This window comes from Roseibium sp. LAB1, assembly GCF_054658235.1.
In genome coordinates, this window is sequence record NZ_BAAGIB010000008.1 from 61,748 (window position 1) to 80,372 (window position 18,625).

Consider the following 18,625-nt stretch of genomic DNA (forward strand, 5'->3'; position numbering starts at 1 on the left):
CTTTCGACGATTCTAGCGATGCAGCTGAAAGGCGCTTCCCGGCGCAAGACCTTCCCGCATGAGAATACGCCGCAACGGACCGACCTTCCCAGCCAGATACATGCCCGCGCTTCGCGCTGCCTGAACCGGCAGGAAGCTGGTCAATAGAGAGCGGTTCAAAACGTCTACTGCGTTCGTGCGCGAACGGATATCGCTGAAACGCTTCTTTTCGTAGGCGCTCAGAACGGCTTTGCCGCCGATGTCAGCGTGCGATCGCTTTGCAGACGCCACAACAGTGATCAGATCACGGATATCTCTCAAGGACAGGTTCAAGCCTTGTGCACCGATTGGCGGGAACACATGGGCCGTTTCGCCGACAAGCGCGAGACGCGGCCCGACAAGTGAGGTGGCAGTCAATCCAGAAAGTGGAAAGCTCTGTGGTCTCGACGCAAGCTTGAAGTTTCCCAGGATGGAATGCGAGCGCCGTTCAAGGTCTGCTTCCAGGTCCTCGTCGGTCATCGCCAAAAGGTTTGCCGCACCTTCCGCGGTTTCAACGCAAACCAGAGAGGACTGTCTGCCTGGCAGCGGCACCAGGGTGAACGGGCCGGTCGCGGTATGGAATTCGGTCGAAATCTGCTGGTGCGGAAGCCGGTGTTCCAGATTCAGCACGACAGCCACCTGTGGGTAGGACCAGCTCCTGACGTCGATCCCTGCCGCTTCACGCAAGGTAGAACGTCGGCCATCCGCTGCCACGGCAAGTCTTGCAGTGATCGTCTTGCCACCACTTGTAACGAGAGTCGCCCACTCGTCTCCAAATTCCGCAGTCTCGACAGTGGCCGATATTTGTTTCAGACCGGATTGGGCCAGACAACACTTTTCAAGAGAAACATTAAGTTTTTCGTTCAAGATATTGAAACCAAACTCTTCCAAGCCGAGTTCTGCGCAATCAAACACGACTTCCGGTGCCCGGAAGAGCCGTCCGGTGTTGTCGATCATTCGCATCTTTTTCAAGGACGCGGCGCTGCCTTCGATTGCAGACCAGACACCGATCTCGCGCAGAAGATCAATGGACCGCTGCCACAAGGCAGTGGTCCGTCCGTCCTGATGGTCCGCTGCCGGAGCGATCAGGACGCAGGATAATCCCTGTTGAGCCAGAGCAAGTGCGGCAATACGACCGGAAGGTCCTCCGCCGACGATTGCGATGTCAAACTGTTCTGGCGTCTTCGCGCGGGCCATGGGAAAATTCCATCTTGTTTGTGCTTGGTGTTTAAATTGCTGTTTGTTGAGCCAAAATCAACGGGACGAATACACGCAGGGCATTCCAGGCCAGCCATGAGTAATATCAAATACCTGTGCAGGAAAAGTCTCTAAGACAACTCAGGGATCGCAGACAGACAATTCGCTTCAAGGCCATCATGACAGGTTTGACCCGCACACGATCGAATGTACCCGGATCTGGCAACCAGGAACAAAACCTGCGCGGCTGGCCATTTGTTCTGCTCCTGATCTTCCTGCTGACCGCGTCCGGTTGGGCTTATCTGATTGCCGTGGTCGCCGACATGGTTCCGGTCATGGACATGAGTGAAGCCGGTCCCGGCATGGTGATACTCAACAGTTTCAACCAGTTCAGGGGTTTGCCGGCAGAAGCAAGGGCTGCGCTTGCGGTTCTCTGCCTGCCGACCAGCGCCACTTTCGGCATGCCGAGTGCAGAAATGGCGGCAACCGATCTTCTGAAGATCTTTCTGATGTGGGCAATGATGGCGCTTGCAATGATGCTGCCGACGGCCGTGCCGATGCTGCGCGCATATCACGCAGAAGTTTCAGCCTGTCCCGGCAGGGTACCAAATCCAGCACTAAACGTGATCATGGCAATGCTGGGCTACCTGGCTGTGTGGCTCGGCTATGCAGCAGTGGCGACCGCAGCTCAATTGGCCTTGTCCAAAGCTGGCGCCATGACCGACATGATGGCGCCGGCGAGCATGGCCCTGACAACGTCTGTCCTCTTCGCCGCCGGGCTTTATCAGTTCACGCCTTCCAAAAACGCCTGCCTCAGGCGTTGCTGGTATCCCCGATGGGTATTTGCCACTGGTGATGCCTCTTCTGGTGCGCTGTCCGGCTTGCGCGAAGGACTGGTTCAAGGCTGGGTCTGCCTCGGCTGCTGCTGGGCCGTCATGACAGTCATGTTCGCTGTCGGATTGATGAACATCGTCTGGATTGCATTGCTCGGGGCATTGATGGCAGTGGAAAAAACTTTCCCGAGCCGGTTCCTGCCACCTGCCATTGGTGGTGTTCTGCTGGTCTGGGCGGGCGTCCTTGTTTCGCTCATCCTTTTGGGAAATGGAGCAGCCTAAATTCATCTCCAAGGTCTCGGGGACTGTTTTTTAGGTTCACACTGTCATACGATTGCAATAAAGGACCGTATCAGCGTCTGTGTGATCCATAGAGCCCGTGGGCTCGTCGTGAGCCGCACACATTTCAGAGCGCTTACGCTAAAGCTTATCGCGTTCAGATCATAGAAGTGAGGAAACCCCGTGGCGGATATTACACCAGGCAAAGAGAGGACCGAGCCTGCTCTGTTCCTGATCCATATCCTGACGGCTTCCGGCGCTCCCATCGCACTGATCGCCCTGCTGGCAGGGGCACGCGAGAATTGGGCAGAAATGTTCGCCTGGCTGGGGCTGGCCTTTTTCATCGACGGTATCGATGGTCCTCTGGCGCGCCGGTACAAGATTGCCGAACGTCTGCCACGGTGGTCCGGTGCGTCCCTCGACTTCGTGATCGACTATGCCACCTACGTCTTTCTTCCGGCCTTTGCACTTTCCTGGAGTCTGATGCTGTCCAGCCCGTGGAATTGGATCTGCGGCGGGCTCGTGGTCTTTACCGGCGCTCTCTATTTTGCCGACAACGGCATGAAGACGCCAGACGGGTCTTTCAAAGGGTTTCCTGCCGGTTGGAACATGGTCGTGTTCGGCCTGATGGTTCTGTCACCCTCGCAAAGCTTCACAATCATTTTTGTTCTTTTGTGCTGCGCATTGACCTTCGCACCCGTCCGTTTTGTCCATCCTGTCCGCGTACGCCGCTGGAGAATGATCACCTTGCCGGTGACACTGGTCTGGATGGGGCTGGCCGCTTACGCCATTTTGGACGGTATGGCACTCAACGGGCCGGTGGCGTGGTTGTTCACGGCAGCAAGTTTCTATCTGCTTCTGGTGTCCGCTGTTCAGCAACTGCTTGACAGAGTCGACTGACCGATTCCCCTTTTTTAGATGGTTGCTCGCGCGGGACCATGGTGACCGCGTGCGCTAGCGGTGCCGAAACCATTCATGACAGCCGGCATTTCGCGCTTCGATAACAGGAAGCCAATTCTGTTTCGGAATGACCTTTTCCGATGGCGTTGAAATCATTTATGGTCTTGCCAACATCAATTGCCGCAAGACCATAAACGGTCTCGGCCCATCACCCCGGGGATTAAGTCATGGTTCAAGCAATCTGCGTACACGAAACTGGCGGACCGGATGTCATGCGCTGGGAGCAGATCGACGTGGGCGAGCCAGGCCCAGGCGAAGCGCGCATCCGACACACCGCAGTAGGCCTCAATTACATCGATACCTACTTCCGCTCAGGGCTCTATCCGGCGCCGAACGGCGTCCCATTCAGCCCCGGGAATGAGGGCGCCGGCGTTGTCCTGACGGTGGGCGAGGGGGTGACGCACCTCGAGCCGGGCGACAGGGTCGCCTATGTCGGTCCGCTTGGCGCCTATGCGCAAGAGCGGAACGTCCCCGCTGACAGACTTGTCATTCTGCCGGATGGAATCGACGACAAGACCGCCGCCGGCATGATGCTGAAAGGCATGACTGCCCAGTATCTTTTGCGCCAGACTTATTCCGTTGGCCCGGACACGACGCTGTTGTTCCATGCCGCTGCCGGAGGTGTCGGACTGATTGCCGGCCAGTGGGCATCACATCTCGGTGCCACCGTCATCGGCACAGCCGGGTCAGAAGCCAAGGTCGAACTTGCAAAGGCTCACGGCTACCAGCACGTGATCAACTATCGCACCGAGAACTTCGTCGAGAGGGTCAAGGACATTACCGGTGGCAAAGGCTGCGACGTCGTTTATGACAGCGTCGGCAAGGACACCTATCCCGGATCGCTCGATTGCCTGAAGCCGCGTGGCCTGTGGGTCACCTTCGGTCAATCTTCCGGGCCAATCACTGACTTCAATCTGGCCCTTCTCGCCCAGAAAGGCTCCCTGTTCGCAACCCGGCCCTCTCTCTTCAGTTACATTGCAACCCGTGAAGCACTGGAGGCAACGGCGGGCGAACTGTTCGATGTTGTCCAGAAGGGCATCGTCAAGATCGGCGTCAATCAGGAATACCGTCTCGCCGATGCCGTCCAGGCGCATGAGGATCTCGAAGGCCGAAAGACAACCGGCACCACCGTGCTGATCCCGTAAGGCCGGGGTCCACATGCGGTCCGGTCGCGCCCAGGATCTGTCTCGAAATCTGTACAGCCCGGCGATGCGCTATTTTCTGGCCGTCGCCGAGGCTGGATCGATCCGCGCCGCATCCCGGGAGCTCAATGTGGCGTCCTCCGCAATCAACCGGCAGGTTCTCTGGCTGGAAGAAGCGCTGGGGCTTCAGTTGTTCGACCGTGTCGGCCGGCGTCTGCGTCTGTCCCAGGCCGGCGAACTGCTGCTGGCGCATATCCGGCGCACCTATTCAGACTTCGAGGGCACGGTTGCCGAACTCGACGCGCTCAAGGGGCTGCGCCGTGGCACGGTCTCCATAGCAAGCGTCGAAAGCGTTGCCGAAAAACTCCTGCCTGCTGTCATCAGCACGTTCCGCAAGAGTTATCCGGGTATTCATGTGAATGTCTCGATTTCATCCTCCAGGGAAGCGGCGCGCAAGGTCGAGGCTGCGGAGGCCGATGTGGGCTTCACGTTCGATCCGCCGGAAACTTCGGCGCTCACAATCGCCTTTCATCATGACCTCGTCATTGGGGCTCTCATGCGTCCGGATCATCCCTTGGCGGGTGCAAAGTCGCTCGGTTTGCAGGACTGCCTGAAATATCCGGTGGCACTTCCCGCCGAAGGCCTGTCGCTGCGCACGCGTCTCGATATCGTCCGCAGCCGGATACCTGGGGCTTCTCGTACGTATGTGGAAGCCAATTCTCTCAGGCTGATGCGGGCCCTTGCCCGAGAGGAACAGGTGATAGGCTTTCAGACAATGATCGGCTGCGAGGACGATCTGGCCAACGGCGTCCTGATCTTCAAACCTTTGTCCGATACGCCGCTTCAGGCCGACAGGCTCTGTGTGGTAACCTCTTCTCTGCGTGCTCTGGCTTTGGCGCCGGGCATGTTTTTCGACCACGCCGTGTTCGCTTTGAGGGACCAACTGGCAACCATTGATGCCAAATAGGCATCATTACGGTCTCAAATGAGCGCTTTGGTTCCGTGTTTTTTTAAGGCACATTTTTTGTGACAGTTTTGCGGCAATGCGCCGCGCGAGGGAGAAAACTGATGGGGCGTTTGACAACGCACGTTCTGAACTCAGCCCTGGGACGGCCGGACGACGGTCTGATGATTGACCCTTGGAGCCAGGACGATGCGCCCGGCCCATCCTCCTCACACCAATCCGGTCACCAAAGCTACATTGATGGTCTGGTTTCGTCGCTCACGGCTTGCCATCCAAACCGAGGGGGAAACTGAACAATGCGTGACACGATCCGTTTCCTCAAAGGGGGAGAAATTGTCGAGCTTGCGAATGTCGGCCCCACAGAAACCGTTCTTGATTATCTTCGCCTTCGCCGCCGGGAAACCGGTACCAAGGAGGGTTGCGGCGAGGGAGATTGCGGGGCTTGCACCGTGGCGCTTGGCCGCCTGATCGACGGCAAGCTTGTCTATCAACCTGTCAACAGCTGCATCCAGCTACTCGGTATGATCGACGGCGCTGAACTTGTGACGGTCGAAGACCTGTCCGACGATACCAGGCTGCATCCCGTACAAGCCGCCATGGTCGATATGCACGGCTCGCAATGCGGTTTCTGCACACCCGGCTTCATCATGACGCTGTTCACGCTCTACCACGACGCAGGGGCGGAAAAATCACGCAGGACCGTGACCGAATGGCTGGCTGGAAATCTCTGCCGCTGCACCGGCTACCGGCCGATTATCGACGCCGCGCTGGAGGCTTGTTTCGACGCTGCCGACGATGCCTTTTCCTGGCGGGCGCATGAAACGCGGGAACAATTGCGCCAGTTGTCCGACAGTAGCGATGTATTCATCGGAGACAGCGATTGCTTTTTCTCTTCACCAGCAACGCTTGACGGTTTGGCGGCGCTTTTCGGCCAGCACCCGGACGCAACCCTTGTCGCCGGAGCGACAGATGTCGGTCTGTGGATCACCAAACATCTGCGCGAGCTGCCCAGGATGATCTGGCTCGGCCGCATAGAAGGTCTCGACCGTGTGGAAGACAGTCCGTCCGGAATCCTGATCGGAGCAACCGCGACCTACGCCGCGACCGAAGAAGCCATGGCGGGCCTTTCGGCGAACCTGGGTGAACTCTGGCGCCGCATCGGCTCAAAACAGGTCCGCGCCTCGGGAACGGTTGGCGGCAACATTGCAAACGGCTCACCGATTGGAGACACACCGCCTGCCCTGATCGCACTGGGAACAACACTGGAACTTCATTCGGCGGAAGGCTCCAGAGCCCTGCCGCTTGAGGACTTTTTCATAGACTATGGCAAGCAGGACCGGCGCCCGGGAGAATTTGTCACCGGTCTCTTTGTGCCGCGACTTTCAGCCAACCAGGCTTTCCGTTGCTACAAGATCACCAAACGCTTCGATCAGGATATTTCGTCTGTCATGGGAGCGTTTCGCCTGACGTTGGATGGGGAAGGCGTGATTACAGATGCCCGGATTGCCTTCGGTGGCATGGCAGGTACGCCGAAACGGGCAAGCGGAGCGGAAGCTGCCTTGAAAGGGGCATCCCTGGATGATCCCTCCACCTGGGGTGCCGCCATGCAGGCGCTTTTGTCAGACTACACGCCCCTGACGGATATGCGAGCAAGTGCGGAATACCGGATGGAAACCGCAAGGGCCTTACTTGCCAAGGCCTTGATGGAAGTCAGCGGAACCGCACCTGAAGAAGTTCGTGTACTTGCAAAGCGGGAGGCAGGGCATGACCGCGCAGCTTGATCCCAACGACCTGGCCACCCCGTTGAAACACGTCCGCAAGGCCTTGCCACACGACAGTGCGACAAAGCACGTTTCCGGCACGGCAACCTATATTGACGACATGGTTGAACCCGTCGGAACGCTTCATGTGGTACCCGGTTGGTCCCGTCAGGCTGTCAGAGGCCGAATCCTGGCAATGGACCTTGAAGAAGTAAAAGCGTCTCCAGGCGTGGTTGCGGTTTTCACTGCCAAGGATATCCCGGGACGGAACGATTGTTCTTCCGCCTTTGGCGACGACCCGGTTTTCGCCGAAGATGAAATCCTGTTTTACGGTCAGGTTGTCTTTGCCGTCGCGGCCGAAACTCGGGATCAGGCTCGAAAAGCAACACTGAAAGCAAAGATAGACGTCGCACCGATCACTCCCATCCTTACGGCTGAAGATGCTGTCGATGCGGACACAACAGTTCTGCCGGACTATCAGTTCCGGCGCGGTTCACCTGAAACCGGCATGAATGCCGCAGAGGAAATCCTTTCCGGCAGCATGAAGATCGGCGGGCAGGAGCACTTCTATCTGGAAGGCCAGGTTGCTATGGCCCAGCCACAGGAAGACGGAGGCATGCTCGTCTATTCCTCGACCCAGCACCCGACCGAAATCCAGCATACCGTTGCCAAGGTACTCGGTGTACCCGATGCCGCCGTCACCGCTGAAGTGCGGCGAATGGGTGGCGGGTTCGGCGGCAAGGAATCGCAAGCGAACCAATGGGCCGCCCTTGCGTCTATCGCGGCCAGCCACACGGGCAGGACATGCAAGGTTCGTCTCGACCGCGACGACGACATGATCATGACCGGAAAACGTCACGACTTTAAGGTCAATTGGCAGGTGGGGCATGATAGCGAAGGTCGAATTCGCGCTGTCGACATGGAGTTTCTGGCTCGCTGCGGCTATTCGGTCGACCTGTCGCTCGGCGTCAATGACCGCACTCTGTTTCATGCCGATTCCAGTTACTTCTACCCGGACGCCCTGATCCGTTCGCGGCGTTTGCGCACGGATACCTGTTCCAATACCGCGTTCCGTGGATTTGGCGGCCCGCAGGGCATGCTTGCGGCCGAGCGTATGATCGATGCAATTGCGATCAGTCTCGACAAAGATCCACTCGAAATCCGGAAGCTGAACTTCTACGACGGTGAGCGAAACATGACACCGTTCGGCATGCCGGTGGAAGAATATCAGGTCATGCACGACCTGATCGCCCAGCTGGAGGAAAGTTCCGACTACTGGGCTCGGCGTGATGATGTCCGTTTCTTTAATGAAAACAATGCAGTTCTGAAAAAGGGGCTGGCTCTGACGCCGGTCAAGTTCGGGATTTCCTTCACCCTGAAACATCTCAATCAGGCTGGAGCGCTCGTTCATCTTTATACCGACGGGTCGGTTCATCTGAACCATGGCGGCACCGAAATGGGGCAGGGGCTCTATCAGAAGGTCGCGCAGGTTGTTGCGGAAGAATTCGGTGTCAGCTTGAACAAGGTGCGTATCACCGCCACCAACACCTCAAAAGTTCCGAACACGGGTCCGACGGCAGCTTCCTCCGGCACCGATCTCAACGCCATGGCCGCCAAGCTCGCAGCGAAGGAAATCAAGAACCGCCTCATCACCTTCCTGTGCGAACAGCATCAGTGTGGACCGGAAGCAATCTTCTTCGGCGACAACAAAGTGGTTGTGGGGGATCAGAGCTTCGCTCTGGCGGAAGTTGCCAAACAGGCACATATGGCGCGCATCCAGCTGTCTCACGCAGGCTATTACGCAACGCCGGGAATCACATGGGAAAGGGACAGCGCCACCGGCCGTCCCTTCTATTATTTCGCGTTTGGTGGCGCCTGCGCAGAAGTGACCATCGACACCATGACCGGCGAGATGACTGTAGACCGCGTGGATATTCTGCACGATGTCGGCCATTCGCTGAACCCTGCTATCGATCTGGGCCAGATCGAGGGGGGCTTCGTTCAGGGCATGGGATGGCTCACCACGGAAGAATTGGTCTGGGACGAGAAGGGGCGCCTGCGCACCCATGCGCCGTCGACCTACAAGATCCCGACCGCGTCGGATATTCCCGAGGAATTCAACGTTCATCTCTATCAGGGAAGCGGCAATCCGCAGGCTACCGTTTACAGGTCCAAGGCCGTCGGCGAACCGCCGGTGATGTTGGCCAACGCGGTGTTTTGCGCCATCAATGACGCGGTCGCGAGCCTCAACCCGGGAATCGTGCCAAACCTTGATGCTCCTGCAACGCCGGAAGCGATCATGAAGGCCGTGCAGGATATGCGCCGGAGGAAGATTTCCTGATGACGGTGTGGAAGCACATTGCCGATTGTCTGAAGCGTAACGGCACGTGTGCACTCGTAACCGTTGCCAAGGCCGACGGTTCAACACCACGGGAAGACGGCGCACGAATGGTGGTGATGGGAGATGGCAGCTTCTACGGCACCATTGGCGGCGGAACACTCGAATTCGAAGCCATTCGCCGCGCGGCAACGGCAGTTCGTGACGGCGCACCTGCCTTTTTGCTCCAGAATGTCTCTCTCGGTCCGGACCTTGGCCAGTGTTGCGGCGGCCGTGCGCAAATAGCCATAGAGGTTCTGACGGCATCATCGCAGGGAATAGCTCAGGAGCTTTCGCGTCTGGAAGCAGAGGGAACGCCATTTTCAACCGAAGCACATGTTGCGAACGGTGAGGTAAGTACGCGCCATCTGCGTTCGGACGATACCGGACAGAGATTTACTCTTCAGTCTGATAAAAAGAACAGGCAATCAGCTTCTGATCGAGCAATTCGGAAGCCTTCGGCGTGAACTTTACCTTTTTGGTGCCGGTCACGTCGGCAAGGCGGTCGTCCTTGCTCTTGCGCCCTTGCCCTTCAACGTGACCTGGATTGACAGCAGACCGGATCAGTTTCCCGCGGCGGTGCCTGGAAATGTCAGGAAAGTGGCCATATCAGATCCGGCGTCATGCCTCGACCTTGCTCCGGATGGCGCCTTCGTTCTGGCGATAACCCATTCTCACGCTCTGGACGAAGACATCATGGCACGTGCCTTGCTTCAACAGCGCTTTGCCTACTGCGGTGTGATTGGTTCCAAGACCAAACGCGCCCGCTTCCTCAAACGCCTGAAGGCCCGGGGGCTGAATGATACCTTGACGACCAACATGATCTGTCCCGTCGGGGTGACGGCAGTCAAATCAAAACAACCAGCTTCGATCGCAGCGGGAATAGCTGTCGACCTTCTTGTTCGCGATGAAGCCGGAAATCATCAACAGGCCGCTTCGGGCAGGGGGCTTGCACAAAAACTAACACTTGGTCGATAAGGCGGCATTCGCTTGGGGGACGGCGTGGCAGAAACAGAAACAACGACAGCGGACGTCGGCACAGGGCGGCAGAGCAGATCCGGAAAGGATACTTTGCTGGATGCCCGAGGCCTGACCAAACGCTTCGGCGACATATTGGCGAACGACAGGGTCGATCTTGTCATCAACAAGGGCGAGATACACGCATTATTGGGTGAAAACGGCGCGGGCAAATCGACCCTGGTCAAGATGTTCTATGGTTCACTGGAGCCCGATGGCGGAGACATCCTCTGGCAGGGACAGCGGGTCGACATAGGCAACCCGGCCGCGGCCCGCGAACTCGGCATCGGCATGGTGTTTCAGCATTTTTCGCTGTTCGAAGCCTTGACCGTGGTCGAGAACATCGCATTGGCATTGCCTAATCCGGGACGGATGTCTGAATTGTCCAACCGGATCCAATCAGTGTCACGCGACTATGGCTTGCCGCTCAATCCGGACGACATCGTCGCCGATTTGCCGGTCGGCATCCGCCAGCGTATCGAAATTGTCCGGTGCCTGCTTCAGGAACCGCAGTTGATCATCATGGACGAGCCGACCTCGGTGCTTACACCCCAGGAGGCGGATCTTCTGTTCCTGACATTGGAGCGTCTGGCAAAGGAGGGTTGCGCCGTCCTTTACATCAGCCACCGGCTCGAAGAGGTCAAACGCATATGCCATCACGCGACGATCCTGCGGCACGGCCAGGTCGTGCGCGAGTGTGATCCGACGAAGGAAACACCGGCATCACTGGCCAGCATGATGGTGGGCGCAGATGTGGCGTCCGTCAGCGCGAGTTCCCAAAAACCCCAGATCGGCGAAACCCGTCTTGCCTTGAAGAACCTTTCCGCCACGGCCGCAACACCATTTGCAACGGCTCTCAACAAGATTTCGCTGGATCTGCGGGCCGGCGAGGTTGTCGCGATCGCAGGTGTTGCCGGCAATGGTCAGGGCGAACTGTTTGACGCGATCTCCGGTGAAATGCCCGTTGCGACAAATATGGTCGTTCTTGACGGCAAGCCATGCGGCAACAGGAACATAACCTGGCGCCGTCGTCAAAAAGCTGCGTTCGTTCCTGAAGAACGGCTTGGTCATGGCGCTGTGCCGGGCATGAAACTGTCCCAGAACATCGTGTTGACGCGTCACAGCACGGGCGACAAGCTGGTCAGCGGCACTTTCGTTTCCAGCGTCAACGCGGGCAAAATGGAACAGCGCATCAAGAAGACCTTCGACGTGCGCATGTCTCATGACGATCCGGAAGCGCGGTCCCTGTCCGGTGGAAACCTTCAGAAATTCGTCGTTGGCCGTGAGCTTGACCGCAAACCCGGTGTGCTGATCGTCAATCAGCCGACCTGGGGCGTCGATGCAGGCGCTGCCGCCCTTATCCGGCAGGCCCTCATCGACCTTGCCCGCTCGGGATCGGCAGTTCTGGTGATCAGTCAGGACCTGGATGAAATCTTTGAAATCGCCGACCGGATTGCCGTGATTTCCAGAGGCTATCTGTCCGCGGCTGAACCAACGGAAGACATGAACCGTGAACGGGTCGGTCTGCTCATGGCAGGCGGCGCGGAAGCGCAAGGGGAGGTTGCCTGATGCGCGTCGAACTCGTTAAACGAAAAGAACATAGTCGCAAAATGGCCCTGCTGTCGCCGTTGATTGCAGTTGGCCTGACGGCAATCGCCGCCGGACTCATTTTCTCAATATCCGGTCATAACCCATTGTCTGGGCTATATAAGTTCTTTATCGAACCCTTGACACAGGAATGGTCGTTCAATGCGACGATCGCCAAGGCAACACCGCTTATCCTGATCGCCTGCGGCTTGTCGGTCTGTTACCTGTCCAACAACTGGAACATCGGTGCCGAAGGCCAGTTCGTCGTGGGAGCGCTGTTCGGATCCGCGCTGCCAATACTAATGCCGGATTTCGCAAATGCGGCCACACTGCCGCTGATGATGGTATTTGGCGCAATCGGTGGCGCTCTTTGGGCGTTGATCCCTGCAGTGTTGAAAACCCGGTTCAATACCAACGAGATCCTGACCAGCCTGATGCTGGTTTATGTCGCCGGCCTACTTCTGGATTATCTCGTTCGCGGCCCCTGGCGTGACCCGGGCGGCTATAATTTTCCTGAATCGGCACTTTTTTCTGATGCGGCCACCCTGACGACCGTCCCTGGAACCTCGCTCAGTTATGCGGCACCGATCACCTTGATCGTCGCGATCATACTTGCCGTGGTTCTGGGAAAAACCATCAAGGGCTTCGAGATCAGGGTGATGGGGGAAAGCCCGCGAGCAGGCAGTTTTGCAGGATTTTCCTCCAAAAAGCTGACACTGTTCTCCTTCGCGATAGCAGGAGGCCTGGCAGGGCTTGCCGGAACGATGGAAGTGTCCGGAGCTCTCAATCAGCTCCTTCCGACCATTTCACCCGGTTACGGCTTTACAGCAATCATCGTTGCCTTTCTGGGACGGTTGAACCCGTTCGGTATTATCGTCGCCGGGTTCGTGCTGGCCTTGTCCTATATCGGCGGCGAAGCCGTGCAATCGGCCATGGGCGTCTCCAACAAGATCGCCAGCGTTATTCAAGGCCTGTTGCTGTTCTTCGTACTCGCCTGTGACACGCTCATCCTCTATCGCATCCGATTTGTCGGCCGACGCGGTTCGGCAGGGGAGGTCTCCCATGTTTGAAGCCGTTCTTCTGACAGTCATCACTGCAGCGACGCCTTTGCTGATTGCCGCTATCGGCGAACTGGTCGTCGAGCGTTCAGGCGTCCTGAACCTTGGCGTCGAAGGTATGATGATCATGGGAGCCGTCGTCGGTTTCGCGGTTGCCAATCAGACAGGGTCCGGCACGCTCGGTGTCCTTGCAGCGATTGCCGCCGGCATGGCCATGTCCGCGCTGTTCGGTTTTCTCGTCCTCATACTTGTGACCAACCAGGTGGCCACAGGCCTCGCCCTGACCATCCTCGGAATCGGGTTTTCTGGCCTGATCGGTGAAGCCTTCATCGGCATTCCGGGCTTGAAGCTGCCGGATCTCTTCATTCCGGTGCTTTCGGAAATTCCGTTCTTCGGGCCGGTCCTGTTCCAGCAGGATGCGCTGGTTTACGTGAGCTTCGCGCTGGTGATCGCAGTCGCCTATTTCCTGTTTCGGACCCGGCTGGGTCTGGTGCTTCGTTCGGTTGGCGACAATCACGGTTCGGCGCACGCGCTCGGCTATTCAGTCATCCGGATAAGGTTCGCTGCCGTCCTTTTCGGAGGGGCCTGCGCAGGCCTTGCCGGGGCCTACATGTCGCTTGCCTACACGCCGCAATGGGTTGAAAACATGACAGCAGGCCGCGGCTGGATCGCGCTGGCACTGGTGGTATTCTCATCCTGGCTGCCGCTGCGCGTCGTGATCGGAGCCTATTTGTTCGGCGCGGTCAGCGTGTTGAACCTTCACGCCCAGGCAGTCGAGCTGGACATTCCATCCCAGCTTCTGTCCAGCCTGCCGTATCTTGCGACTATTTTGGTGCTTGTGCTCATCTCTGCAAACCGCAGACTGACGCTCGTCAACACACCAGCCTGCCTCGGCAAACCATTCGTTCCAGACCGGTAAGCCTCCCGGCCACCGGTCGGCCCGGCCCCGGTGCGATCGGGGGGCTAGGCCATAAACAAGATCGCAACAGAGAGATCGAACAGAGGGGAAAGAACCAGATGAAATCTCTTTTGAAAGCAACCGTTGCCGCCGTTGCCTTTGCCGCAGCCGGCTCTGCGGCAAACGCCGCGGACGTCAAGGCCTGCTACATCTATGTCGGACCGGTAGGCGACTTCGGCTGGTCCTATCAGCATGACCAGGGCCGCCTTGAAGCAGAAAAGCATTTTGGCGACAAGCTGGAGACCGCCTATCTTGAGAGCGTTCCGGAAGGTCCGGACGCAGAACGTGCAATTGAGCGTTTCGCCCGTGAAGGCTGCAACATCATCTTCACCACGTCCTTCGGCTACATGAACCCGACCATCAAGGTCGCCAAGAAGTTTCCGGACGTGAAATTCGAACACGCCACCGGTTACAAGACCGCCGACAACGTCGCGACTTACAACTCCAAATTCCACGAAGGCCGTTACATTATCGGCCAGATCGCAGCAAAACAGTCCAAGACTGGTGTCGCCGGCTACATCGCCTCATTCCCCATCCCGGAAGTTGTTTCCGGAATCAATGCGTTCTTGCTCGGTGCTCAATCCGTCAATCCGGACTTCAAGCTGAAGGTCGTCTGGGTCAACTCCTGGTTCGATCCGGGCAAGGAAGCTGACGCTGCCAAGGCTCTGATCGACCAGGGTGCAGACGTAATCTCGCAGCACACCGATTCCACCGCACCTCTTCAGGTGGCGCAGGAACGCGGCGCGCACGGCTTCGGCCAGGCATCCGACATGATCCAGTTCGCACCGGAAGCACAGTACACCGCAATCGTAGACGATTGGGGTCCGTACTACATTGAGCGCATCCAGGAAGTCATGGACGGCACCTGGGAATCCAAGAGCACCTGGGCAGGCCTTTCCGAAGGTCACGTCGTAATGGCTCCTTATACCAACCTGCCGGATGACGTTGTTGCCATGGCCAAGGAAACTGAGGCCAAGATCGCCGGCGGCTGGGAACCGTTTACCGGTCCGATCACCAAGCAGGACGGAACCGTCGCAGCAGAAGAAGGCGTCACCCTCGACGATGGCGCGATCCTGGGCATGAACTGGTACGTTCAGGGCATCGACGACAAGCTGCCGCAATAACGGCAATAATCACGACACAAAAGCGGCCCGGACCTCGCGGTTCCGGGCCGTTTTCATGTCTGATGCAATCCGTTCTGGCTACATCAGGTGCTTTCGACCAAACCAAAACAATGACTGGCAAACGTTGCTAGCGATTGATTGCATGTTCGCCATGTGGGGCAAGGGCAGTTGAACCCGACCTCCGACAGCTCTAAAAAACAAGGAAATTGATTTCTCTTTCCAGCCAGAAGACCGCCCAACATGTTCAAAACACAGACGTTTGCCATATGATCCGCCGTCGAGAACTGCTGTTGGCAGCCGCCGCTTCCGGATCTGGCAGCATGGCGGTCCTGGGTGTGTCAGACCATAGCGCAAAGGCTGAAACGGTGTCTCAACACCCAAAACCGGTCGAAGGGTTCAGGCTCGCCCTGGGCGGTGGCGCCGCAAAGGCGTTCGCGCACATTCCGATCCTTGAGGCGATGGACGATCTGGGCGTCAAACCCCTTGAAGCAGCCGGAACCTCCATGGGGGCAATCCTCGGAGGCCTTTATGCAAGCGGGATGGGTGGTCGCGAAATCCGACAGTACGCTGTGGATCTCTTCACCCAAAAGACGCAGTTGTTCCAGAAACTGTTTTTGAAAGATGGCCGCACTTGGTCGTCACTGTTCAACGTGGTTCGCCCTGCAATCATCGACCCCGTCGTTCTATTCGAAACAGTCTTCCCGTCAGATCTGGCGGCACGATTTTCGGATCTGCAGATTCCGATGAAAATCGTTGCTACGGATTTCTATACCCAATCGCAGGTCATCCTGGAGGAGGGACCGTTGCTGCCGGCAATCGCCGCTTCATCCGCTCTTCCCATGTTGCTGACACCGGTGACGATCGACGGACGTGTGTTGATTGACGGCGGCTTCGTCAACCCGACACCTTTTGACGTCTTCACAAGCGACGGCGTGCCAACTGTCGCGATCGACGTTACGGGAAGCGAATTTGCAGAACGAAAGAACGGCCTTCCAAGCGGACTGGAAACCTGGATAGGGTCCTTTTCGATTACTCTTCACTCACTTGTTGCCGCCAAGCTGGCCTGTTCACAACCCGAGCTCTTGATCGAACCACCTATTGGAAGGTTCAAGACCATGGAATTTTTCAAGGTCGAAGACATCATCAAGGCTGCAGAACCTGCAGGTGAGATCTTCAAACGCGGCCTTGCCAATCTACTGGACCGTTGATGGTCAACTTTTATCCCAGGCGCTAAAAGGCCGGGTCACGTCGTTCGAAAATCTTCTTCAGCGCGTCAGCTCTTTCCGCAGACCATCCTTCCGGATCCACGACAGCTGCCCAGCCGTCGATATAGTCAGGCGCAATGTAGTAATGACCGTATCTGGGCACTTCCAATGCAAACAGCGAATCCAGCGCGATCTGAAGCATCGTCACCACAGGAAACCAGGACAGTTTTTCAGACACGTCCGGCGCGCGAGGTGTAGCCATCCAGTCCGGTGGCCTGATGGCCGTGTCGAATGTGAAATTGACAATCGGATCACTGCCATAATTGAGGAAAACTGCGCGAATTGGCCCCCAAGGAGCGTAATTTCCCTCAAGTCCGCCATATTGGTCTATCACCCGGACAAGTGAGCCATTGCCGTAGTTCGGCCGCCATGCCGGACTGTCGGCTTTTCGCCGGTCACGAACCTCCGACCAGTAGCGTGAGAAAAAGGGAGACCCAGCCCAGAAGGCACCCTGAATCGGGTCTCCCAGCATGTCGAACAAGGGTAATGTTGCCTGCGAGTTGAACGCGCCCTGACTGAGGCCGTGCACATAAAGATCCGGACGGCTGTCCTTCGGCAATTGTGTCCAGTGCGCATAGACAGCGTTGAACAGCGCCCGTGCCTGATCAACCCCGTAGTCCGGATGTGCTGCCAAAGCCAGAAAACTGGTCAGATGGGAATACTGAACGGCAACGGTTGCCACATCGCCGCCAAGCATGAAATCAATCGTATCGTGAGCTCCAGGATCCATCCAGCCTGTGCCGGGAGGCACGACAACCACCAGCACGGAACGCTCAAAACCGCCGACGCGGATAAGCTCCTTTAGCGCAAGTTGCGCGCGTTCCTCCGCAGTATCACCGGACCTTCGCCCTACGTAGACACGGATCGGGTCCATGGTGTTACCCGGCGAGAATTCGGAAATCTCGGCCGCTGTTGGCGAAGTCGCGACATAGTGCCGGCCCCAGCGACCCATTTCCTCCCAACGAACCAACGACTGTGTACTGCCTGTCTTTTCCGGCGCTTCCGGTTTCTCTATGTCCGGCTCAAGCAGGATGTCGGCAGCCAGAAAGGAGGCATCGGCCGCACGGAAGACGTTGCGGACCAGGGCGCCATCGACAAGAGCCCAAAGTAACCAACCCACGAGACCTATCGACAGGACGACCCCAACGCGTCTGGGCAGAACTTTCTCGAGGATGCCGGAAAGCAAACTCCGGACAGCTCCGACTACTCGAAAAATCAGCCAGAGTCCGAGCGCGATCAAAACGCCAACAGTTACAATGAACAGTGGCGCCGCTGTTTCCAGAGGCGCCAGTCCGACGGCTGACCTTGTCGCATTCTGCCAGCTGGCGGCCTTTGCAAGACTGTAGACAATGATGACGAGACAGATGCTGGCGGAAACCAGCAGCCAGATCATCCATAGCCGTCCTTTTGGTTCCGGCAGCTCCAGATAGCGCCAGACAGCTCTCACCAAAAGGGTCGCCTCATATCCAAGGGACGCGGCGACCGCGGCAAGTGCGGCTTGCACGAAGGGGTCTCGCGGCATCATCGACGGCGTCAGTGCGGCTCCAAAAAAGCTGGCGGCAACGATGAGGCCGACCGGGGAGAACCCATTTTGGAATGTCTTCAAGATCGGCATTCACACCTGCTCCCAAACGCGATTTTATGGCCTTGCCACAAGGATTTCGCGTTGGAAACGACACGTCAAGACAACCTTGGGTAAACAACAGCGCCCCTGAAACACTCTTGCGCCAATCCCCGTTATCCACTGCCAACCAAGTATAATTTACGTTGCGTCCGTTGGTATTTAGACGGTCTTAACTGTTGTCGGGTCTAAATTCCCCTGTCGCGGATCGATGGGCAGAAAGATCTTTTCGCGCGCTTGGAATACAACCATTTTTACTCGCAAGTTTCGTGAAAGTTTGCCGGGTTAACTAAACGGGGGTGTTCCACAGCCGGACCAGCGCATCAGGTTCAACACCTGTCGCTGAGGGCGGTAACGGCAAGCCGGGGGGCACCGGTTCGTCTGTGACAGAGACATTGGGCCGGAAAGGACTATCGATAGGCTTCATTCGGGAGCTGTGTAATCTGTCATCAGGGCGGTTGAGCC

Annotated in this window: 15 protein-coding genes; 13 read left to right on the forward strand and 2 right to left on the reverse strand. The window is 57.5% G+C overall.

Annotated features, from left to right (window positions below; all coding sequences use genetic code 11):
• Positions 1 to 12: 12 nt before the first annotated feature.
• Positions 13 to 1,215 (reverse strand): UbiH/UbiF family hydroxylase, encoded by a 1,203-nt coding sequence (locus ACYQ54_RS27110; protein WP_460088013.1) that lies wholly within the window; start codon positions 1,213 to 1,215, stop codon positions 13 to 15.
• A gap of 179 nt (positions 1,216 to 1,394) precedes the next feature.
• On the opposite strand from ACYQ54_RS27110, the gene ACYQ54_RS27115 reads away from it, so the two are divergent.
• The 13 genes from ACYQ54_RS27115 to ACYQ54_RS27175 all read left to right on the forward strand — a co-directional run bounded on the left by ACYQ54_RS27115 (position 1,395) and on the right by ACYQ54_RS27175 (position 16,482).
• On the forward strand, positions 1,395 to 2,330 hold the full coding sequence (locus ACYQ54_RS27115) for a DUF2182 domain-containing protein (RefSeq protein WP_460088014.1): 936 nt from the start codon (positions 1,395 to 1,397) through the stop codon (positions 2,328 to 2,330).
• A 180-nt stretch (positions 2,331 to 2,510) separates the two neighbouring features.
• Positions 2,511 to 3,227 (forward strand): CDP-alcohol phosphatidyltransferase family protein, encoded by a 717-nt coding sequence (locus tag ACYQ54_RS27120; RefSeq protein ID WP_460088016.1) that lies wholly within the window; start codon positions 2,511 to 2,513, stop codon positions 3,225 to 3,227.
• Positions 3,228 to 3,454: 227 nt separating this feature from the next.
• Entirely contained in the window at positions 3,455 to 4,432 is a 978-nt protein-coding gene (locus ACYQ54_RS27125; RefSeq protein ID WP_460088017.1) for a quinone oxidoreductase family protein, read from the forward strand.
• A gap of 13 nt (positions 4,433 to 4,445) precedes the next feature.
• Positions 4,446 to 5,396, forward strand: coding sequence for a LysR family transcriptional regulator (locus ACYQ54_RS27130; protein WP_460088018.1), 951 nt, complete (start codon positions 4,446 to 4,448; stop codon positions 5,394 to 5,396).
• A gap of 293 nt (positions 5,397 to 5,689) precedes the next feature.
• Complete coding sequence (gene xdhA, locus ACYQ54_RS27135) at positions 5,690 to 7,174, forward strand: xanthine dehydrogenase small subunit (RefSeq protein ID WP_460088021.1); 1,485 nt, start codon at positions 5,690 to 5,692, stop codon at positions 7,172 to 7,174.
• Positions 7,158 to 9,494, forward strand: a complete 2,337-nt coding sequence (xdhB, locus tag ACYQ54_RS27140; RefSeq protein ID WP_460088022.1) for a xanthine dehydrogenase molybdopterin binding subunit — start codon at positions 7,158 to 7,160, stop codon at positions 9,492 to 9,494. Before xdhA ends, xdhB begins: the two co-directional genes overlap by 17 nt.
• The gene (locus ACYQ54_RS27145; protein ID WP_460088023.1) at positions 9,494 to 9,997 is read left to right on the forward strand and encodes an XdhC family protein; all 504 of its coding nucleotides are present in this window, start codon (positions 9,494 to 9,496) and stop codon (positions 9,995 to 9,997) included. Before xdhB ends, ACYQ54_RS27145 begins: the two co-directional genes overlap by 1 nt.
• On the forward strand, positions 9,969 to 10,508 hold the full coding sequence (gene xdhC, locus ACYQ54_RS27150; RefSeq protein ID WP_460088072.1) for a xanthine dehydrogenase accessory protein XdhC: 540 nt from the start codon (positions 9,969 to 9,971) through the stop codon (positions 10,506 to 10,508). Before ACYQ54_RS27145 ends, xdhC begins: the two co-directional genes overlap by 29 nt.
• Before the next feature lie 93 nt (positions 10,509 to 10,601).
• Positions 10,602 to 12,116, forward strand: coding sequence for an ABC transporter ATP-binding protein (locus tag ACYQ54_RS27155; RefSeq protein ID WP_460088074.1), 1,515 nt, complete (start codon positions 10,602 to 10,604; stop codon positions 12,114 to 12,116).
• Positions 12,116 to 13,204 carry an ABC transporter permease gene (locus ACYQ54_RS27160; protein WP_460088026.1) on the forward strand — a complete coding sequence of 363 codons (1,089 nt, stop codon included), beginning with the start codon at positions 12,116 to 12,118 and terminating at the stop codon, positions 13,202 to 13,204. The genes ACYQ54_RS27155 and ACYQ54_RS27160 overlap by 1 nt, the downstream gene beginning before the upstream one ends.
• Positions 13,197 to 14,111, forward strand: coding sequence for an ABC transporter permease (locus tag ACYQ54_RS27165; protein ID WP_460088027.1), 915 nt, complete (start codon positions 13,197 to 13,199; stop codon positions 14,109 to 14,111). Before ACYQ54_RS27160 ends, ACYQ54_RS27165 begins: the two co-directional genes overlap by 8 nt.
• 98 nt (positions 14,112 to 14,209) lie before the next feature.
• Positions 14,210 to 15,274, forward strand: coding sequence for a BMP family ABC transporter substrate-binding protein (locus ACYQ54_RS27170; protein ID WP_460088028.1), 1,065 nt, complete (start codon positions 14,210 to 14,212; stop codon positions 15,272 to 15,274).
• A gap of 266 nt (positions 15,275 to 15,540) precedes the next feature.
• On the forward strand, positions 15,541 to 16,482 hold the full coding sequence (locus tag ACYQ54_RS27175) for a patatin-like phospholipase family protein (RefSeq protein WP_460088029.1): 942 nt from the start codon (positions 15,541 to 15,543) through the stop codon (positions 16,480 to 16,482).
• A gap of 22 nt (positions 16,483 to 16,504) precedes the next feature.
• On the opposite strand, the gene ACYQ54_RS27180 is transcribed toward ACYQ54_RS27175, so the two are convergent.
• The gene (locus tag ACYQ54_RS27180) at positions 16,505 to 18,154 is read right to left on the reverse strand and encodes an alpha/beta hydrolase (protein ID WP_460088031.1); all 1,650 of its coding nucleotides are present in this window, start codon (positions 18,152 to 18,154) and stop codon (positions 16,505 to 16,507) included.
• Between the last annotated feature and the right edge of the window lie 471 nt (positions 18,155 to 18,625).